The organism is Bradyrhizobium sp. 160, from assembly GCF_023073735.1.
Classification (GTDB): Bacteria; Pseudomonadota; Alphaproteobacteria; order Rhizobiales; family Xanthobacteraceae; genus Bradyrhizobium.
This window is the reverse complement of the sequence record NZ_JADPKD010000067.1, coordinates 224,445-241,642: the sequence shown is the minus strand read 5'-3', so window position 1 is coordinate 241,642 and position 17,198 is coordinate 224,445. Positions and strand designations below refer to the sequence as shown.

The window sequence follows — 17,198 nt, the reverse complement described above, 5'->3', positions numbered from 1 at the left end:
TCACTTGGTCAGGATCAGCTTGTTCTGCGAGGTCAGGCGCAGGCGATAGCTGTCCGCGCCATGCGCAATGATGATCTCGCGCTCGGCCGCAAACAGCTCGCGGCTGTCGATCCGACTTCCTCGCATCGTGAGGGTTCTCGTTGCTGCAGAAGGCCCTCCTGCCGCCGCGCCGCTGCCGCTGTCTCCTGATGTTGCTGACATTGTCGGTGTGATGCGCTTTCGAAATTCAGATACGTCTTGCTTTGTATAGGGGGCGCGAGGCGCATTCCAACGGCAGCAATTTACAATCGATATAAACTGTAAACCGATGTCATTGACGGTCAGAGTGTTGCCACGTAACCAATGATGGCAGCGGGGAGTGCCCCGCGTGCTTTCGAAAGACAGCCAGCCAGTCGTTCGCGTTGCGAACGCACGCCAGCCAATAGACTCCAAGACTAAAGTGAAGTGCAGGCTGGGGCTGATATGGCTGACGGGGCTAGGTATTCGCGCGCCCTGATTTTGGGCGCGTCGGTGGTTTCAATCGCGGCAATGACGGCGGAGAGGGGGCTTGCACAGGCCGCCCAGCCGCAGGCCGAAAGTGCGTCGTCGGAACGGCCCAAGCAAGCGAAGCGCAGGCCGGTGAAGCCGCCAGTTGCGCAGCAGGCAGCGCCCGACGTCATCAACGCCCGCGCCCAGGCTGGAGGCGCCGCGCCTGTTCAGACGCTCGACACGATTACGGTCGCCGCGACCAAGACACCGGAGCGGACGATCGATGCGCTCGCGCCAGTCAGCTCGATTTCGCTCGACCAGATCCAGGGGCTTCAGCCCAACCGTTTGTCGGGCATCTTCTATGCGGTGCCCGGCGTGTCGTTCCAGGAGCGCGGCGACGATCCCGCAACCGTCATCAACATCCGCGGCTTGCAGGATTTCGGCCGCGTCGCGGTCGTGGTCGACGGTGCGCGGCAGAACTACCAGCGCACCGGCCACAATGCCAACGGCTCCTTCTTCCTCGACCCTGAATTGATCGGCGGGGTCGATGTCGTGCGGGGACCGACTGCCAATATCTACGGCTCCGGTGCGATTGGCGGCTTGGTCTCCTTCCGCACCAAGGACATCAACGACGTGTTACGCCCCGGCGAGCGCTGGGGCGTCGATCTCTCCGGCTCCTACGGCTCCAATAACAATCGCGGCCTCGCTTCGGTCTTCGGCGGCGTGCGCGCCACGCCCGATGTCGATGTCTTCGGCGGCGCGATCTATCGCACACAGGGCAATTACAAGGACGGCAATGGCACCGAGATCGGCAACATCGGTAACCAGGTCGAAAGCGGGCTGATGAAGCTCACGGCGCGGCCGGCCCTCGGTCACGAGGTCAAGTTCCGTGCCATCTTTCAGGATTATCAGTACGATATTGGTCAGTTCAACCGGGGCCCGGTGGTAACTGCGGCGCAGCGCGCGCTTTATCAGGGCTCCTCGGTTTACGCTTCCGACGCCAAGAATTACACGGGGACGATTACCTGGAACTATTCGCTGCCGAGTGACAATCTGTTCGATTGGCACATGTCGGTCTACGGCAACCGCGTCGACAACGACCAGACCAAAACCTATCACTATTCAACCGGAGGCGCGGCCTATTGCGGCGCGGGCAATTTCGGCAACAACATCTCGGGCTGCGTCGGCGACAAACGCGGCTATGTCGTCAACACCTACGGCATCGACCTCAACAACACCACGCGCTTCAACGTCGGTGACTGGCGCAACGCCGTCACCTGGGGCGTCGACGCGTTTCAGGACGACGTCATCACGACCGACAGCCGCGGCAACTCCAACATCACGACGCCGAGCGGCATCCGTACCGTGTCGGGCGGTTTCGTTCAGTTGAAGCAGAACTACGGCACCTGGTTCGAGGCGGTGAGCGCGATCCGCTATGACCGCTACGACCTCGATTCCGGCAGGACCAGCGCCGGCGGCGACCGCTTCTCACCCAAGATCACCCTGGGCGTCACGCCGATCGCGGGCTTCCAGCCTTATGTCAGCTATGCCGAAGGCTATCGCGCCCCGTCGATCACCGAGACGGTGATTTCCGGCGCGCACGCGACCGGTGGCGGACCGGCGTTCTTTCCCTGCCCCGACGGCACCGTCGGCCTGTTCTGCTTCCTCCCCAACCCAAACCTTCGTCCCGAGGTCGGCAAGAACAAGGAAATCGGTATCAACCTGAAGTATGACAACATCTTCAGCGCGTCTGACTCGTTCAGGGGAAAGATCAACCTGTTCCGCAACGATGTCAGCGACTATATCGACCTCGTCGCTTCGGCGGCGGTCCTGGTGCCGCCATTCGGCTCGTTCAGCCAATACTACCAGTATCAGAACATCGCCAATGCCCGCATCCAGGGCTTCGAGGCGGAGACGATGTACGATGCGGGCAGCTGGTTCATCGGCGTCGCCGGTCACTACATCCAGGGCAAGAACGTCGCCACCAATATCGGGCTTGCGACCATCAGCCCGACCAAGGTCGTCACCACCGGCGGTGTCCGCCTGCTTGATCGCACCCTGATCGTGTCGGCGCAGTGGGCTTCGTTCGGTCCGAACAACGACGTGCCGGCCAACTATATTCGCTCGACCGGCTACGATCTCGTCAATCTGTATCTGACCTACAATGCGACCAGGGATATCGTGTTCTCGGCCTCGATCGACAATCTTCTGAACCAGTATTACCGGCCTTATGCCATTCCCGGCAGCTCCACCGATGGCACCTCGCAGAACGACGTGCTGTGGACGAGCCCGGGACCGGGCAGGGTCTACAAGGCCGGCCTGAAGATCCACTTTGGAGGTGCGTAAGCCGCAGGGCACCGCAAACCACAGCTTCCGTCGCGCCGCGCTGATGCTCCAGCGCGGCTTCGGCGCGTTTTCGTCTTGATCAGAAGGAGAGACTTTCGTGTTCATCGCTATGAATCGTTTTCAGGTGAAGCTCGGCTCGGAAGCCGCGTTCGAGACCGTGTGGCGCAGCCGGGAGTCCTATCTCGGCAGCATGGCCGGCTTCGTTGAATTCCATTTGCTCAAAGGACCGGCGCTGGAGGACCACACGCTGTATTCCTCGCACACGGTGTGGGTCGACAAGGCCGCTTTCGAGGCCTGGACTCGCTCCGAGGAATTCCGCCGCGCACATGCGCGTGCCGACAACAAGACCGGCGAAAGCCTCTATCTCGGCCATCCCAGGTTCGAGGGGTTCGAGGTCATCATGACTGAGCGCAAGGCGAACGCGGCCGCCTGAGCCGGCCGATCATGAAGGGAGCTGGACATGTTGAGCACCGATCTCGCCGATCTCAAGGCGTATATGGCCGACAATCCCGGCGCCGTGATCGAGGACGTTGCGCGCGAGCGTAAGGTCACCCCGCGCGCTGTGATCGAGGCGCTGCCGCCGTCCATGGTGCGCATGGGCGGCGGTGAGCATTTCGCCGCCGCCATGCAGGATATCGCCGAATGGGGCGAGGTCACGCTGATCGTGCACACGGACGATGGGATCTTCGAGTTCACCGGGGCGCTTCCCGCGGGGGAGATCGGCCGCGGTTACTTCAACCTGATGCAGCCGAAGGGATTGCACGGCCATCTCCGTCACGAGCGATGCGCGGCCGTCGTCTTCGTCGAGCGTCCCTTCATGGGCAAGACGTCCGCCTTCGTCGCCTTCGTCAATGCCGATGGCGGCATCATGTTCAAGGTCTTCGTCGGCCGCGACGAGACCCGTGCGCTGCGTGCGGACCAACTGGCGCGGTTCAGGCAGCTCGCGGACCGGATCGCGCCGCAGCCAACCGCGTAGCTTCTTCTGTCTGACGGGAGATCAGGATGCAAAGCAATTCCAGGCTTCGGCACATGATCGTAACATCCGTGCTGGCGCTCGCGCCGACACCGGCCTTCGCGATCGACGAAGCGCTGTTACCGCGCAATCTGTCGCCCTGGGGCATGTTCGTCAGCGCCGACATCATCGTGAAGACGGTGATGGTCGGCCTCGCCGTGGCTTCGCTGGTGACATGGACGGTGTGGCTTGCGAAGACCATCGAGCTGCGCCGCAAGGGGGCGCTGGCTTTGCACCGGACGCGCGCGCTCGAAGGCAACATGACGCTGGCCGAGGCCGCGGCACGGGCCGGCGATGCGCATGATGCGGTCGCCCAGCTTATCCAGTCCTGCGCCAAGGAGGCGGAGCTCTCCGGCGGCGTGCTCGATAATGGCCTTGAGGAGCGGGTGGCGCTGCGGTTGGAGCGGGTCGAGGCGGCCATGTCCCGGCAGATCGCGCGCGGCACCGGCGCGCTGGCGACCATCGGCGCCACCGCGCCGTTCGTCGGCTTGTTCGGCACGGTCTGGGGCATCATGAATTCCTTCATCGGCATCTCCGAGAGCCACACCACGAGTCTTGCGGTGGTCGCGCCCGGCATCGCGGAGGCATTGCTTGCCACCGCGCTCGGCCTCGTCGCCGCGATCCCGGCGGTCGTGATTTACAATCATCTCGTTCGCGGCATCGCCAATTACCGCGCGCTGCTCAGCGATGCCTCGGCACAGCTTATGCTGCTGGTGAGCCGCCAGCGCGACCACGGAGAATTCCGCCTGGCGCGGGCGGCGGAGTAGGGCCATGTCCGCAAAGCTTGGCGCACGTTCGGGATCGCCGCTCAAGCGTGGTGATCCCAACGATCTCGACGTCACCCATGAGATCAACGTCACGCCATTCATCGACGTGATGCTGGTGCTTCTGATCATTTTCATGGTGGCGGCGCCACTTGCCACCGTCGACATCGGTGTCGATCTGCCGGCGAGCGCCGCCGAGCCCGCGCCGCGGCCGGACAAGCCGATCTTCGTCACCGTGAAGCCGGATCTTTCGATTGCCGTCGGTGAGGATCTTGTGTCCCGCGATGCGCTCGGCACCTCGCTCGCTGCCGCCACCAAGGGCCGCAAGGACGAGCGCATTTATCTGCGCGCCGACAAGGCGGTCTCCTATGGCGACCTGATGGAGGTGATGAACAGCTTGCGCAATGCCGGCTACCTGAAGGTCGCCCTGGTCGGCCTCGACGGGCGCAGCTGATGGCCTCCGCAAACGCGTTTGCCCTGCACGAGCCGCTCGGCGAAAGGGAAACCACGCGCTGGGGCCTATCGGCGGCCGTGATCGTGGCGCTTCACGTGGCCGCGGCACTGCTTGCGATGAGCTGGCTCAAGGCGATGCCCGAGCAAGGTGTGAGCCTGCCGGCGATCATGATCGACATGGCACCGGTGACTTCGGCGCCGCAATCGATGCAGGACGATGTCGCGCCAGGGCCGGCGATGCAGGAGGCCGACGCTTCGCCGCCGCAGCCCGTGCAGCAGCAAATGGCCGAGGAGACGATCGCGCCGACGCCGCCGCAGGAAAAGCCGGACGTTGTAGCGCCACCCGAGCAGAGATTGGAGCCGACCCCGGCCAAGCCCGAGCCGGCGAAGATCGTCCCGGTCGAAAAGCCGGCGCCGGCGAAGCCTAAGGTGGCTCGCCGCGAGGCGAAAAAGCCGTCGGAAGCGCCGCCGGCGCCGCGCACCAGCGCAGCCCCGCGCGCCGAGCGCGAGGCGGCGATGGCATCGGCCCAGAACGCCGGCGCGGTGGCCTCCGTGATCGCATCCTACAATCAGCGCGTCCGCGCGCATCTGATGCGCTTCCACCAATATCCGTCCTCTGGCGGCGGTCAGCGCGGCATCGCGAGGCTGAGCTTTACGATTGCTCGTAGCGGGCAGGTCACTTCCAGCCGCCTCAGTGGTTCGTCCGGCGTCGCCGCTTTCGACGCTCAGGCCATGGCGATGATCCGCCAGGCCTCGCCGTTTCCACCGATCCCGGACGAGGTCAAGAACGGCGCGATGAGCTTTACGATTCCGGTGGAGTTTACGGTGCGATAAGTCTCCGTTGTCACGCCCCGCGAAGGCGGAGCATCAAGTACGCCGCGGCATTTCCGTATGACGCCGCCGCCGCGGCGTACTGGATCGCCCGATCGAGCCCGGCGATGACCGTATCGAGAGAGCGTCGCCTCACTTCGCCTTCAGGAAATCCGCGACTTCGAGCAGCATGAACTCGTTATCGTCGGCCTTGTTGGGGTCGCGGCTGGACGAGAACGGCAGATTGTTGTCGTTGCCGACGATAATGCGAGTGTCGTCGACGCGATCGACGTTCTCGATGGTGAAGAACGGGAAGGTGTAGACGCCGTCATTGAGCGGCGTCCTCGCCTTCTTGTCGGGATCCCTGATCTTCAAGAGGTCGATATAGCCGATCTTGCGCACGGGCTTGCCGACATTGGCATCGGCGAGCTCGATCTTGTAGATGCGCTTGAATTTGGCGAGGTCAGGAAAGCAGTTCTCGCCGCGGGTGCCTTGCGGGCAAGACTTGTCGGCCGTGCCTTCGCCGTTATCGCGCTCGATGACGAGGCCGCTGGTCGGGTCGACCATGTTGAAGTCGCCGATGGCATTGCCGTTCTGTTCGAACACATACTGCCAATAGCGTCCGGTGAATTTCTCGGCAGCGACGTCGAATTCGAGGATGCGGGAGGCTTCCTTGCCGTCGACCTTCTCCCAGTCCTTCTTGTCGGCGTCCCACAGCGGTCCTTCGAGCAGGCCGTAGAGGAATTTGCCGTCCTTGGACGATGCAAAGCCCTCAAAACCCTTGGAACGGCGGAGGTTGACATTCGTGTAGGTCGCGCCCGGCGCGGCCGGCGTTCCCACTGCCCAATTGTCCGGCGAGCGCACCGGCTTGCCATCGGCGACCGTCTCGAACACGGCCAGGATCTTGCCGGTTTTGTCGGCCTTCAGGATATAGGGGCCGAACTCGTCGCCGATCCAGAAGCTGTCGGCGATGATCTGGAAGCCCTCGGTGTCGAAGTCCGAGCCGGTGAGATAGCGCTTCTGGGTATCCTCATGAACGATGCGGAACGGCACGCGTCTGTCGGGATCGTGCGGGAAGATGGTCTCCAGCCGCTCGATCTTGCCGCTGGTCCAATCCATCTTGTAGTGGTTCAGGTATAGCATCGAATCCGGCGAGTTGGCACGCGCGCCCATGCCGTTGTCGGTGATGACCCAGAACGTGCCGTCCGGCATGGTCTTGATGCCGGAATGACCCTGCAGCGGCTGGCCCCTAAACGGCAGCGACACGCCCGTCGCCCGCTCATAGGACTTGCCCATCACGGTGCCGAGCGCGTCGACGCGCTTGCCCGTCGTATATTTGCCCGAGGTCTTGAGATCGGCTGGCGCATCGGCGGGTGCGTCGATGAACGATTCGGCCGGCATCACCACGTGGCCGACGAGTTTGGCGGGGAATTCACCTTCGCTCTGCGCGAGCGCGGCGCTCGCGGTGAGAATGATCGTTGCGACGGTGCCGAGAAAAGTCGCGCGCATGTGCGTCTCCGGTTGGCGGACGCACGCCTTATGCGGACGGCACATTGCAGTTTTGTGAAGCCGGGCCAAACGCCGCAGTGGCCATCTACTCCTTTACCGCGCCCGTCAGCGACGACACGTAATAATCTACGAACAGGGAGTAGAAGATCGCAACCGGCAGCGAGCCGAGCAGCGAGCCGGCCATCAGCGCACCCCACTGATAGACGTCGCCGGTGACGAGCTCGGTCAGGATCGCGACCGGCACGGTCTTGTTGGCGCCGCTCTGGATGAACGCAAGCGCATAGATGAACTCGTTCCAGGACAGCGTGAAGGAGAAGATGCCGGCCGAGATCAGGCCCGGTACCGCCAGCGGCAGCGTGATCCGCCTCAGGATCTGCAGCCGCGTGGCGCCGTCGACCAGCGCGCATTCCTCGAGCTCGTAGGGAATCGACTTGAAATAGCCGATCAGGAGCCAGGTGCAGAACGGCACCAGGAAGGTCGGATAGACCAGGATCAGGGCAAGCGGTGAGTCGAACAGGCCGAACTGCACGACGACGGTGGCGAGCGGAATGAACAGGATCGACGGCGGCACGAGATAAGCGAGATAAATGCCGAGGCCGACATAAGGGCTGCCGCGGAAGCGCAGGCGTTCAATGGCGTAAGCGGCAAGCGTGCTCGCGATCAGCGACAGCGTGGTCGAGCCGATCGCGACCAGCATCGTCGTCCACAGCCAATGTGGATAGGCAGTGTTGAACAAGAGGTGCTTGATGTGCGCCAGCGTCGGCGACGAGATCCAGAACGGATTGTGCTCCTTGTAATTCATCAGCTCCGCGTTCGGCTTGAACGAGGTGATCGCCATCCAGTAGAACGGGAACAGCAGGATAAGTACGAAGCAGCCGAGCGGCAGATAGATCATCATCAGCCGCCGCAGCCCGGAGTCCCAGGCCATCGTGTCGGGCGCTGCCTTCGCGTCGGCGACAGCCGGTTGGGCGACTGTATCAGTCATTGCTCTCTCCCTGCTGCCATTTGCGGCGCGCCAGTCCGAAATAGGAGAACAGCGTCGCGAACACCAGGAACGGGATCATCGACACGGCGATCGCGGCACCCTCGCCGAGCTCGCCACCGGCGATGCCGCGCTGGAAGGCCAGCGTTGCCAGCAGATGGGTCGAGTTGCCGGGCCCGCCACGGGTGATGGCGTAGACCAGCTGGAAGTCGGTGAAGGTGAAGATGATCGAGAAGGTCATGACGATGGCGAGGATCGGCATCATCATCGGGAAGGTGATGTAGCGGAAACGCTGCCAGGCGCTGGCGCCGTCGAGCATCGCAGCCTCGTAGAGCGAGGGCGAGATGGTCTGGAGCCCAGCCAGCAGCGAGATCGCGACGAAGGGAATGCCGCGCCAGATATTGGCGGCGATCAGCGAGAAGCGGGCCGGCCAGGCCGAGCCGAGGAAGTCGATGTTGCTGGAGCGCCAATGCAGCACGTCGACCAGCAGATACGAGATGATTGAGAATTGCGGATCGTAGATCCACCAGAACGCCAGCGCCGACAGCACGGTCGGCACGATCCAGGGCAGCAGGATGATCGCACGCAGCACGCTCTTGAACGGAAAATGGTTGTTGAGCAGCAGCGCGAGCCAGAAGCCGAGTGCGAACTTTCCGAAGGTCGCGACCGCCGTGTAGACCACGCTGTAGAACACCGCGTTCCACCAAAGAGAATCGGTGAGGAGATACTGGAAATTTTCGAAGCCGACGTAGATGCCGCGCCGGCCGATCGTGGTGTCGGTGAAGGCGAGCCAGATGCCCAGGCCGAGTGGATAAGTCAGGAAGACCGCGAGCAGCCCGATCGCAGGCGCCAGACACATCGCGATCAGGAACGGCTTGTAGTCGAACAGGCGCACAATCCAGTTCGGCTGCCGCTGTGCGAGAACGGGGGAGGAGAAGGTGGTCACGGACATCGGTTCGGCGTCCTGTCTTGGGCTGTCGCTACCGCAGTCATTGCGAGCGAAGCGAGGCAATCCAGCCTGTCTGCGCGGTTCCGGTCTGGATTGCGTCGTCGCCTCGCTCTTCGCAATGACGGCTGCCTTGTCGTGAGTTTTTACCGGCCCTGCCGCCGGAAGTACCGCTTGCACCGCTGCTCGGCTTCTGCGGCAGCCGCCTCCGGCGTGGCAGCACCGGTCGCAACGGACGCGAACATCTGGATCAGCACGTAGTCGGCGCTGACGGCTCCCGTCGCTGTCGAGATCGGGCCTTTGTAGCCGTCGTAATAGGTGCTGTTCATCGTGTCCTTGAACAGCTTCACCTTGGGATCCTGCGACCACACGGCTGCTTCGGCGTAGGCGGCCAGCGGCTGAGACCAGTAGCCCGAATTGGCATTGAGCCACGGCTCGTACTGGTCCTTTTCCAGCATGTATTGCAGGAATGCCTTCGCCGCGTTGGGGTACTGGCTGTGCTTGAACACCATGGCGTTCAGCGTCAGGCCCGCCATCGGAGAGACCTTGGCCAGACCCTTCGGCAGCAGCTGATGCTCGCTGTCCTCGGCGATCGCCTTGGTGGCCGGATCGTTCTTCAGCGAGAAGTACAGCGAAACGCCGTTGGCGGTCAGGGAGATCTCCTGCGAGGAATAGGCCCGGTTGTTGCTGACGTCGTTCCACGACGTCGTGCCGGCGATGAAGGTCGGGTAGAGCTGCTTGACCCAGTTCAACGCGGCGATGGTCTCCTTGCTGTTGATCGTGACGTTGCCCTCTTCATCGAGCAGGGATCCGTTGTGCGACCACAGCGCCCAGCTCGCAAAACCGTTGCCATCGCCCTTGGCATTGCCGAGCGCGAAGCCGGCCGGCTTGCCGGCCTTGTGCAGCTTCTGGCACAGGTCGAGGACGCCGGCATGATCCTCCGGCACCTTGTCGAAGCCGACCGATTGCAGGACCGACTTGCGGTAGATCAGGGGGCCGGCCGTGGCGCCGAACGGCAGCCCGATCCAGGTATCGCTCTTGTTCTTCTTGCCGTAGCGCTGCGCCAGCGGCAGCCAGCCGCCATAACGCTTGCCGAGATAGTCGGCGACATCGGTCAGCTCGATCAACTTGTCGATATAGATGTGCGGAGCATCGGAGAAGCCGATGATGATGTCGGGGCCGGCGCCGGAATTGGCGGTCACTGCGGTCTGCTGATTGATATCTTCCCAGCCGACGAAGTCGACCTTGACCTCGACCCCGGTATCCTTCGTGAACTTTGCCGCGTTGGCGCGGAACACGTCCTCGTCGGCCTGGACGAAGCGTACCGGGCGCAGCATGCGCAAGGACGCGCCCTTCTCAATCGCGAGTTTCGGTGCCGCCACGTCGGCAGCCTTGATCGTTGATGGCGTTGTTTGCGCTGCAGCACCGGTGGCCGCGAGCGTTGCAGCAGACAGGCCCAGCGCCAAGGCATCACGACGCGTGATGTCGTTCCTCATCAGTTCCTCCCTTGATGTCTCCCTTCCCGGCGTTGATCGCCGGTGAAGGGCCGTTCCGGTTTCCGGCGCCTTTGCGCCGGCCGCCTAGCTGTTCGGCCCGCGATCCATGCTGACCGGTTGCCAGCGGCGGAGCGCGGTGCTTTGCAGCACCGACGGATTGACGCAGCTTACTGGCCACATGCCCTGAAGCACCAGTGACAATTCGTAGCCCACGCGGCGCTTGCGCGCCTCGTCGAACCGTGCCGAGGCCGAAGCGACGTGGGCGGTCAGGGTCACGTTCTCCATACCGAGCAGGGGATTGTTGTGCGAGGGCGGTTCTTTCTCCAGCACGTCAAGAGCGGCATGCGCGATCCAGCCCTCCTGGAGCGCCTTGATCAGGCTCTCCTCGTCCACCGTGGCACCGCGCCCGGTGTTGATGAAAATCGAGCCCTTCTTCATCTGCCGGAAGTGCTTCTCGGTCAGCATGTGATGGACCTCGGGCCGGGCGGGGGCGTGCATCGAGACGAAGTCGGATTGCGACAGCACCTCGTTCAGCGTCGCCGGGATCACGCCGTGGTCGTACATCAGCGTTTCCTGGATGAAGGGATCATAGGCCATCATGCGCAGGCCGAAGGGCGCTGCGCGTTTCGCAACCGCGCGCGCGACGCGGCCGAACGAGATGAAGCCGAGCGTCTGGCCCATCAGCCGCGGGATCTTGAGCAGCGCCGGCCGGCCCTCGGCCCAGCGGCCGTCGCGCACCATGCGATCCTGCTCGACCAGGCGACGGAAGCCCGCGAGCAACAGCATCATGGCGTGGTCGGCGACCTCCTCGATGAAGGTGTCGGGGATGTTGGTGACGGGAATTCCGCGGGCGGTGGCGGCCTTGACGTCGACGCTGTCGACGCCGACCGAGCCGAGCGTAATGACCTTGCAGTTTTCTAAGCTGTCGATGATGCTCTTGGTGATCGGGATACCCTTGGCATAGATGGCGTCGGCGTTTTTCGCGGCGGCGATGAACCCGGCCTCGTCGGCCGGCGCCTCGACGATCTCGGCATCGATCGGATCGAGCGCCTCGCGCTCATAGGAGTAATCGCTGCCCGCGACCGTGAAGCTCGCGCCCTTCGGCGTCACCACCCTGTATTTCGGCATTTTCTGCTCCCGATTTGGTTTCTTGTTGTGGCCTGCCTTCGTGGCTGACCTTTGCGTCTTTTACGCGAAATCGACGCGGCCGCGTACAATTCCCGGTTGTTGGCGCGGAGATAAATTGCCGGTTTGTGCGGCTGCGTCCGGGCTTCTACGGATGACCGTAAGTAACTTGATAAGGGCTCACACATAAAAGTTGATTCGATTTTGATCGAACTGGTCGCGTGCCCGTATCCCGTCATTGCCGGAGCCATCCCGTGAAATTGAGCAATCTGAAGATCGCCCCGAAGCTCGGCATTCTTGTCGGTGTCACCTTGTTGGGCCTGTGCATCTCCGGTGTCCTTGCCGGCTACCTGATGAAGCAGGAGATGGTGAATGCACGCATCGATCAGGCCAAGGCTATCGTCGAGCTGGCACGCAACTACGCGGGCGCTCTGAAGAAGCGCGTCGATGCCGGCGAGCTGACCAAGGATGCGGCCCTGGCCGAACTTCGCCGCTACGGTAACGCGATGACCTATGACAACGGCGCGGGCTACCTGTTCGGCACGTCGTATGACGGCATCACCCAGCTTGCGCCCGATCCGAAGCAGATCGGCACCAACCGCATGGACGTCGTGACCAACGGCCGCAAGCTGTCGCTCGAGCTGATGGACGGCGTCAAGGCGAAGGGTTCGATCCTGCTGTATTATGAATATGTGAAGCCCGGCCAGGAGAAGCCGATCCGCAAGATCGGATATGCAGTCGCCGTGCCTGGCTTCGAGATGTATCTCGGCACCGGCGCCTATCTCGACGACATCGACGCCAGGATGGGCCCGGTCTATTGGCTGCTCGGCCTGGCCATGCTTGGCATCGTCATCGTTGCGGGCAGCGTCGCCTGGCTGATCGGCCGCGGCATCAGCCGTCCGCTGGCGCTGCTCGGCGCCCGTATGAAGGACCTCGCCGATGGCAAGCTCGAGGGCGACATTCCCGGCGTCGGCCGCGGCGACGAAGTCGGCGCGATGGCCTCCACCGTGCAGATCTTCAAGGACAATGCGGTCCGCATCCGCGACCTCGAGAAGACCGAGGCGGATGCCAAGGAGCGTGCCGCGGCGGAACGTCGCAGCGCGATGGAAGACATCGCTAACGATTTCGAACGCAGCGTCAACTGCATCGTCCGCTCCGTCTCCTCGGCCGCCGCCGGCATGCAGAGCACGGCGCAGTCGATGACCGCGACCGCGACCGATGCCTCCTCGCGTGCCGCAACGGTCGGCGCTGCCTCGCAAAAGGCCTCTGGCAATGTCGGCACGGTTGCCGCTGCCGCCGAAGAGCTGTCGAGCTCGGTTGCGGAAATCTCCCGCCAGGTCACCCGCTCGACCGAAGTCGCCAGCCGCGCCGTCAGCGATGCCGAGCGGACCAACGCCACCGTGCAGGTGCTCTCGACCGGCGCCGAGAAGATCGGCGAGGTCGTCAAGCTGATCCATTCGATCGCCGCGCAGACCAACCTGCTCGCGCTCAATGCCACCATCGAGGCGGCACGCGCCGGTGAATCCGGCCGCGGATTCGCGGTCGTCGCCTCCGAGGTCAAGGCGCTCGCCAACCAGACTGCGAAGGCGACCGAGGAGATCTCCGCGCAGGTCGCGGCGATGCAGACCTCGACCAGCGACGCGGTCACGGCCATCACCGGCATCACCCAGACGATCGCCGAGATGAGCGAAATCACCGCCGGCATTTCGGCATCGATCGAGCAGCAGGGCGAAGCGACCCGCGAGATCGCCCGCAACATCCAGTCGGTTGCGGCCGGCTCGAGCGAGATCAACGCTCATATCGGCAGCGTCACGTCGGCCGCGGAAGCGACCGGCAGTGCGGCCAGCGACGTGCTCACCAACGCCCGCGAGCTGGACAACCAGTCCGGCGCGCTGCGCAGCGCCGTGGACGGCTTCCTCGCCAAGGTGCGCGCGGCGTAAGCCCGTGCGCTGAATTCGTAGAGTGGGCAAAGACGCAAAGCGTCGTGCCCACCTTTTTCTCTCGGCTGTCATGCCCCCGCAAAGGCGCATCCAGTACGCCGCGGCCTCTCGGTTCAAACACAGGCGCCTCTGGAATACTGGATCGTCGCCTCCTGCGGACGATAACATTGTCCGAGGAGCCCGCCCTACTGCTTCTCGATCTTCGCGTTCGTGATCAGCTTCTCCCACAGCACGAGCTGCTCGTTCACGAAGGTGCCAAGCTGCTCCGGCGTGCCCGAGAAGGCGTCCATGCCGAGGGTGGCGAGCTTGGCCTTGATCTCCGGATTCTCGACGATCTTCCTGATCTCGGTATTGAGCCGCGTCACGATCTCCTTGGGCATGCCGGCCGGGCCGAAATAGCCCTGCCATGACGAGATGTCGAAGTCCGGCACGCCGGCCTCCTGCATCGAGGGCAGATGCGGCACCAGCGGCGAGCGCTCCTTGGTGGTGACCGCGAGCGCGCGCAGCGCGTTGCCGTTGACATGCGGCAGGCCGGTCAGGATGTCGACGAACATCATCGAGACGCGGCCACCCATGACGTCGTTGAGCGCCGGCGGCGAGCTCTTGTAGGGGACGTGCAACAGGTCGAGCCCGGCATTGTGGGCAAAGGTCGCGCCGGACACGATCGCCGAGGACGAGCCCGAAGCGTAGCTCAGCTTGCCTGGGTTTGCCTTGCCATAGGCGACCAGCTCGCCAACAGTCTTGGCCGGCACTTCCGGGTTGACGACCAGCATGAACGGCAGGTCGCCGGTGCGCGCGATCGGCGTGAAATCCTTGACCGGATCGTAAGTGAGGCTCTTGAGCAGATAGGGATTGGCCGAATGCGTGGTGTTGGTCGTCACCAGCAGCGTGTAACCGTCGGGAGCGGCCTTCGCGACGTAGGTTGCGGCGAGCATACCGTTGGCGCCCGCCTTGTTCTCGATCACGATGCCGACGCCGAGCGCCTGCGACAGATGCTGCGAGATCAGCCGCGTCGTGGTGTCGGTGCCGCTGCCGGCCGCGAACGGCAACACCAGCGTGATGTTGCGGCTCGGATAATTGTCGGCCTCGGCCGTGGATGCGGCGGCGAGGCACAATACGGCCGCGCCGATGGCACGCAGGTTTCGAGTCAACGCTGAAATCATGTCTGGACGTTCCCTCTTTGTCGTTGGCGGGGAACCTAGCGTCTCCTCATTGAAATCGGAAGCGGTGAGTTTGCCGCCGTGTCTCCGCGCCGCGGAATTACTTCGCCGCCGAACCCTGGCGCGAGGCGATCACGACCCCGGCGAGCACCAGCGCGTAGCCGATCAGGTGGAACGGCTGCAGCTTTTCGCCGAGCAGCAGGATCGCCATCGCCGAGCCGAACACCGGCACCAGATGGAAGAACGGCGCGGCGCGGTTCGGGCCGATCAGCGCGACGCCGCGGTTGAAGAAGAGATAGGCCAGCGTCGAGGGGAAGATCAGGATGTAGCCGAGGGTTGCCAGCGTCGTGCCGTCGAACTGCAGCACGCGGCCGCTTAGGGCCTCCCAGATCGCGGTCGGCAGCAGCATCGTCGCGCCGCAGCAGGTGGTGAAGGACAGGAAGGAGAGCTGGTGAATTTTTGGCCGGCGCGGGATGAAGGCCGAATAGAGACCGAACGCCACCAGCGAGGAGGCGAACATGATGTCGCCTCTGTTGAAGCTGATGCTCGCGAGTGCGGCGAGATCACCGCGCAGGATGATGATCAGCACGCCGAGAAGCGAGATCGCAATGCCGGCGAACTGCGCACCGGTCAGCCGCACCCCGAACAGCACCAGCGACCACAGCGCCACGAACAGCGGACCTGCCGACTGGATCAGCAACGCGTTCAGCGCCTCCGTGTATTGCATTGCCCAGTACGAGATCGCGTTGTTGAAGGCAAATCCCACCAGCGACAGGAACAGCATCAGGGGCAGGCTGTTGCGCAAGGCAGGCCAGTCGCGCTTCAGATGCGGCCAAGCGAACGGCAACAGGATGAGGAACACGCCGAACCAGCGGATCGTGGTCACGGTCAGCGGCGGCACATGCGCGCCGACATGACGCGCGAGCACGATGTTGCCGGCCCAGAACAACGAGCTCAGGCTCAGCAGCAGATAAGGCTGGTTGTTGAGCCAACTGGCCGTATTGGAGGCCGGTGGCGCGGGCGAAGCGATCGTCATTGGCGTCGATACGAGCTTGCGCCGGATTGCCGCCATGACACAAGTCACGCGGCCGCAATGCTACAATGCAGGCATGACCCGAGGAGGCGTCATTGGCGGTTAATATGTTGGACGCAATGTGCTCTTCCGCTCTCCCGCAAGAGGAGAGGTGATGGCAGCAGTCCGCTTGGATGCGGTGCTAACTCGCCTGCTTGCGTGACGCCACGAACACGCCCGCCAGCACCAGCGCGAAGCCGAGGAAATGGAAGACCTGCGGGTGCTCGCCCAGGAACACGATCGCCATGATCGAGCCGAACACCGGCACGACATGGAAGAACGGCGCGGCGCGATTGGCGCCGATCAGGCGGACGCCGCGATTGAAGCAGAGATAGGCGAGCGCCGAGGGGAACACTGCGACGTAGAATAGAGTCAGCAGGTTCGGCCCGTCGAGCTTCATCACGGGGCGCGCGAACAATTCCCAGATCTCCAGCGGAATGAGGCAGGCGGCGCCGCAGCCGAAGGTGAAGGCGAGGAACGACAGGCCGTGCATCGGCGGACGCTTCAGGGTCAGTACCGAATAGAGCGCGAAAATGACCAGCGCGACGATGAAGATGAGGTCGCCCTTGTTGAACTCGATGTTCGACAGCGTGGTGAAGTCGCCATGCAGCAGGATCGTGAGCACGCCGCACATCGACAGCAGCACGCCGAATGCCTGCGCCGCGGTGAGCCTGATCCCCAGAATGGCCAGCGACCACAGCGCCACGATCAGCGGGGCGGCAGACTGGAGCAGCAGCGTGTTCAGCGCCTGGGTATGCTCCAGCGCCCAATATTGCAGCGTGTTGAAGGCGCCGATGCCGGTGATCGAGAGCGTGATCATCAGGCCGAGCCGGCCGCGGATCGCGGGCCAGTCCTGCGCAAGATGTTTCCAGGCGAACGGCAGCACCAGCAGGAAGGCGAAGAACCAGCGCAGGAATGACAGCGTCACGGGCGGGATGTGACCGGCGGCGAGTCGACCGACGATGGCGTTGCCGGCCCAGCACAGCGCGGTGATGCTGAGCAACAGATAAGGCTGGTTGGCAATCCAGGTTTGGCCGGCGGTTTCGGCGCCTGTGCTCTGGCCCGTGGCAGACATTGTGATTGCTATGGCCCCGCGTCATGCGCCGAGGCTTCCG

The 17,198-nt window shown here is 63.5% G+C and carries 16 protein-coding genes; 7 read left to right on the top strand and 9 right to left on the bottom strand.

Annotated features, from left to right (window positions below; genetic code table 11):
- Positions 1-201, bottom strand: coding sequence for a hemin uptake protein HemP (hemP, locus tag IVA98_RS28680; RefSeq protein ID WP_247301604.1), 201 nt, complete (start codon positions 199-201; stop codon positions 1-3).
- A gap of 261 nt (positions 202-462) precedes the next feature.
- On the opposite strand from hemP, the gene IVA98_RS28675 reads away from it, so the two are divergent.
- From IVA98_RS28675 to IVA98_RS28650, 6 genes are all read left to right on the top strand, one after another.
- Positions 463-2,814 (top strand): TonB-dependent receptor, heme/hemoglobin family, encoded by a 2,352-nt coding sequence (locus tag IVA98_RS28675; RefSeq protein ID WP_247301605.1) that lies wholly within the window; start codon positions 463-465, stop codon positions 2,812-2,814.
- 97 nt (positions 2,815-2,911) lie between these two features.
- Positions 2,912-3,247, top strand: coding sequence for a heme-degrading protein HmuQ (gene hmuQ / locus IVA98_RS28670; protein WP_247301607.1), 336 nt, complete (start codon positions 2,912-2,914; stop codon positions 3,245-3,247).
- A 27-nt stretch (positions 3,248-3,274) separates the two neighbouring features.
- Positions 3,275-3,790: a heme utilization cystosolic carrier protein HutX gene (hutX, locus tag IVA98_RS28665; protein ID WP_247301608.1), complete on the top strand. Its 516-nt coding sequence runs from the start codon at positions 3,275-3,277 to the stop codon at positions 3,788-3,790.
- 26 nt (positions 3,791-3,816) lie between these two features.
- Positions 3,817-4,593 (top strand): tonB-system energizer ExbB, encoded by a 777-nt coding sequence (gene exbB, locus IVA98_RS28660; RefSeq protein ID WP_247301610.1) that lies wholly within the window; start codon positions 3,817-3,819, stop codon positions 4,591-4,593.
- 4 nt (positions 4,594-4,597) lie between these two features.
- On the top strand, positions 4,598-5,044 hold the full coding sequence (exbD, locus tag IVA98_RS28655) for a TonB system transport protein ExbD (RefSeq protein ID WP_247301611.1): 447 nt from the start codon (positions 4,598-4,600) through the stop codon (positions 5,042-5,044).
- Positions 5,044-5,877, top strand: a complete 834-nt coding sequence (locus IVA98_RS28650; RefSeq protein ID WP_247301613.1) for an energy transducer TonB — start codon at positions 5,044-5,046, stop codon at positions 5,875-5,877. Before exbD ends, IVA98_RS28650 begins: the two co-directional genes overlap by 1 nt.
- A 129-nt stretch (positions 5,878-6,006) precedes the next feature.
- On the opposite strand, the gene IVA98_RS28645 is transcribed toward IVA98_RS28650, so the two are convergent.
- The 5 genes from IVA98_RS28645 to IVA98_RS28625 form a co-directional block, all read right to left on the bottom strand.
- Positions 6,007-7,362 carry an esterase-like activity of phytase family protein gene (locus IVA98_RS28645; RefSeq protein ID WP_247301614.1) on the bottom strand — a complete coding sequence of 452 codons (1,356 nt, stop codon included), beginning with the start codon at positions 7,360-7,362 and terminating at the stop codon, positions 6,007-6,009.
- A gap of 85 nt (positions 7,363-7,447) precedes the next feature.
- The gene (locus tag IVA98_RS28640; protein ID WP_091888289.1) at positions 7,448-8,347 is read right to left on the bottom strand and encodes a carbohydrate ABC transporter permease; all 900 of its coding nucleotides are present in this window, start codon (positions 8,345-8,347) and stop codon (positions 7,448-7,450) included.
- On the bottom strand, positions 8,340-9,296 hold the full coding sequence (locus tag IVA98_RS28635) for a carbohydrate ABC transporter permease (protein ID WP_247301616.1): 957 nt from the start codon (positions 9,294-9,296) through the stop codon (positions 8,340-8,342). The genes IVA98_RS28640 and IVA98_RS28635 overlap by 8 nt, the downstream gene beginning before the upstream one ends.
- Positions 9,297-9,436: 140 nt before the next feature.
- Complete coding sequence (locus IVA98_RS28630) at positions 9,437-10,786, bottom strand: ABC transporter substrate-binding protein (RefSeq protein ID WP_247301617.1); 1,350 nt, start codon at positions 10,784-10,786, stop codon at positions 9,437-9,439.
- Between the two features lie 84 nt (positions 10,787-10,870).
- The gene (locus IVA98_RS28625) at positions 10,871-11,914 is read right to left on the bottom strand and encodes a C-terminal binding protein (RefSeq protein ID WP_247301619.1); all 1,044 of its coding nucleotides are present in this window, start codon (positions 11,912-11,914) and stop codon (positions 10,871-10,873) included.
- Positions 11,915-12,165: 251 nt separating this feature from the next.
- On the opposite strand from IVA98_RS28625, the gene IVA98_RS28620 reads away from it, so the two are divergent.
- Entirely contained in the window at positions 12,166-13,851 is a 1,686-nt protein-coding gene (locus IVA98_RS28620) for a methyl-accepting chemotaxis protein (protein WP_247301621.1), read from the top strand.
- Between the two features lie 185 nt (positions 13,852-14,036).
- On the opposite strand, the gene IVA98_RS28615 is transcribed toward IVA98_RS28620, so the two are convergent.
- The 3 genes from IVA98_RS28615 to IVA98_RS28605 all read right to left on the bottom strand — a co-directional run bounded on the left by IVA98_RS28615 (position 14,037) and on the right by IVA98_RS28605 (position 17,158).
- On the bottom strand, positions 14,037-15,014 hold the full coding sequence (locus tag IVA98_RS28615; RefSeq protein WP_247301623.1) for a Bug family tripartite tricarboxylate transporter substrate binding protein: 978 nt from the start codon (positions 15,012-15,014) through the stop codon (positions 14,037-14,039).
- A 97-nt stretch (positions 15,015-15,111) separates the two neighbouring features.
- Positions 15,112-16,047, bottom strand: coding sequence for a DMT family transporter (locus tag IVA98_RS28610; protein ID WP_247301633.1), 936 nt, complete (start codon positions 16,045-16,047; stop codon positions 15,112-15,114).
- 178 nt (positions 16,048-16,225) lie between these two features.
- The gene (locus tag IVA98_RS28605) at positions 16,226-17,158 is read right to left on the bottom strand and encodes a DMT family transporter (protein ID WP_247355981.1); all 933 of its coding nucleotides are present in this window, start codon (positions 17,156-17,158) and stop codon (positions 16,226-16,228) included.
- Positions 17,159-17,198 lie beyond the last annotated feature (40 nt).

Coding starts and splice junctions, on each gene's coding strand:
- IVA98_RS28630 (WP_247301617.1), bottom strand. CDS start 10,786: ATGAGGAACGACATCACGCGTCGTGATGCCTTGGCGCTGGGCCTGTCT.
- IVA98_RS28675 (WP_247301605.1), top strand. CDS start 463: ATGGCTGACGGGGCTAGGTATTCGCGCGCCCTGATTTTGGGCGCGTCG.
- IVA98_RS28650 (WP_247301613.1), top strand. CDS start 5,044: ATGGCCTCCGCAAACGCGTTTGCCCTGCACGAGCCGCTCGGCGAAAGG.
- IVA98_RS28635 (WP_247301616.1), bottom strand. CDS start 9,296: ATGTCCGTGACCACCTTCTCCTCCCCCGTTCTCGCACAGCGGCAGCCG.
- IVA98_RS28640 (WP_091888289.1), bottom strand. CDS start 8,347: ATGACTGATACAGTCGCCCAACCGGCTGTCGCCGACGCGAAGGCAGCG.
- IVA98_RS28625 (WP_247301619.1), bottom strand. CDS start 11,914: ATGCCGAAATACAGGGTGGTGACGCCGAAGGGCGCGAGCTTCACGGTC.
- IVA98_RS28615 (WP_247301623.1), bottom strand. CDS start 15,014: ATGATTTCAGCGTTGACTCGAAACCTGCGTGCCATCGGCGCGGCCGTA.
- IVA98_RS28610 (WP_247301633.1), bottom strand. CDS start 16,047: ATGACGATCGCTTCGCCCGCGCCACCGGCCTCCAATACGGCCAGTTGG.
- IVA98_RS28605 (WP_247355981.1), bottom strand. CDS start 17,158: ATGTCTGCCACGGGCCAGAGCACAGGCGCCGAAACCGCCGGCCAAACC.
- exbB (WP_247301610.1), top strand. CDS start 3,817: ATGCAAAGCAATTCCAGGCTTCGGCACATGATCGTAACATCCGTGCTG.
- hutX (WP_247301608.1), top strand. CDS start 3,275: ATGTTGAGCACCGATCTCGCCGATCTCAAGGCGTATATGGCCGACAAT.
- IVA98_RS28645 (WP_247301614.1), bottom strand. CDS start 7,362: ATGCGCGCGACTTTTCTCGGCACCGTCGCAACGATCATTCTCACCGCG.
- hemP (WP_247301604.1), bottom strand. CDS start 201: ATGTCAGCAACATCAGGAGACAGCGGCAGCGGCGCGGCGGCAGGAGGG.
- exbD (WP_247301611.1), top strand. CDS start 4,598: ATGTCCGCAAAGCTTGGCGCACGTTCGGGATCGCCGCTCAAGCGTGGT.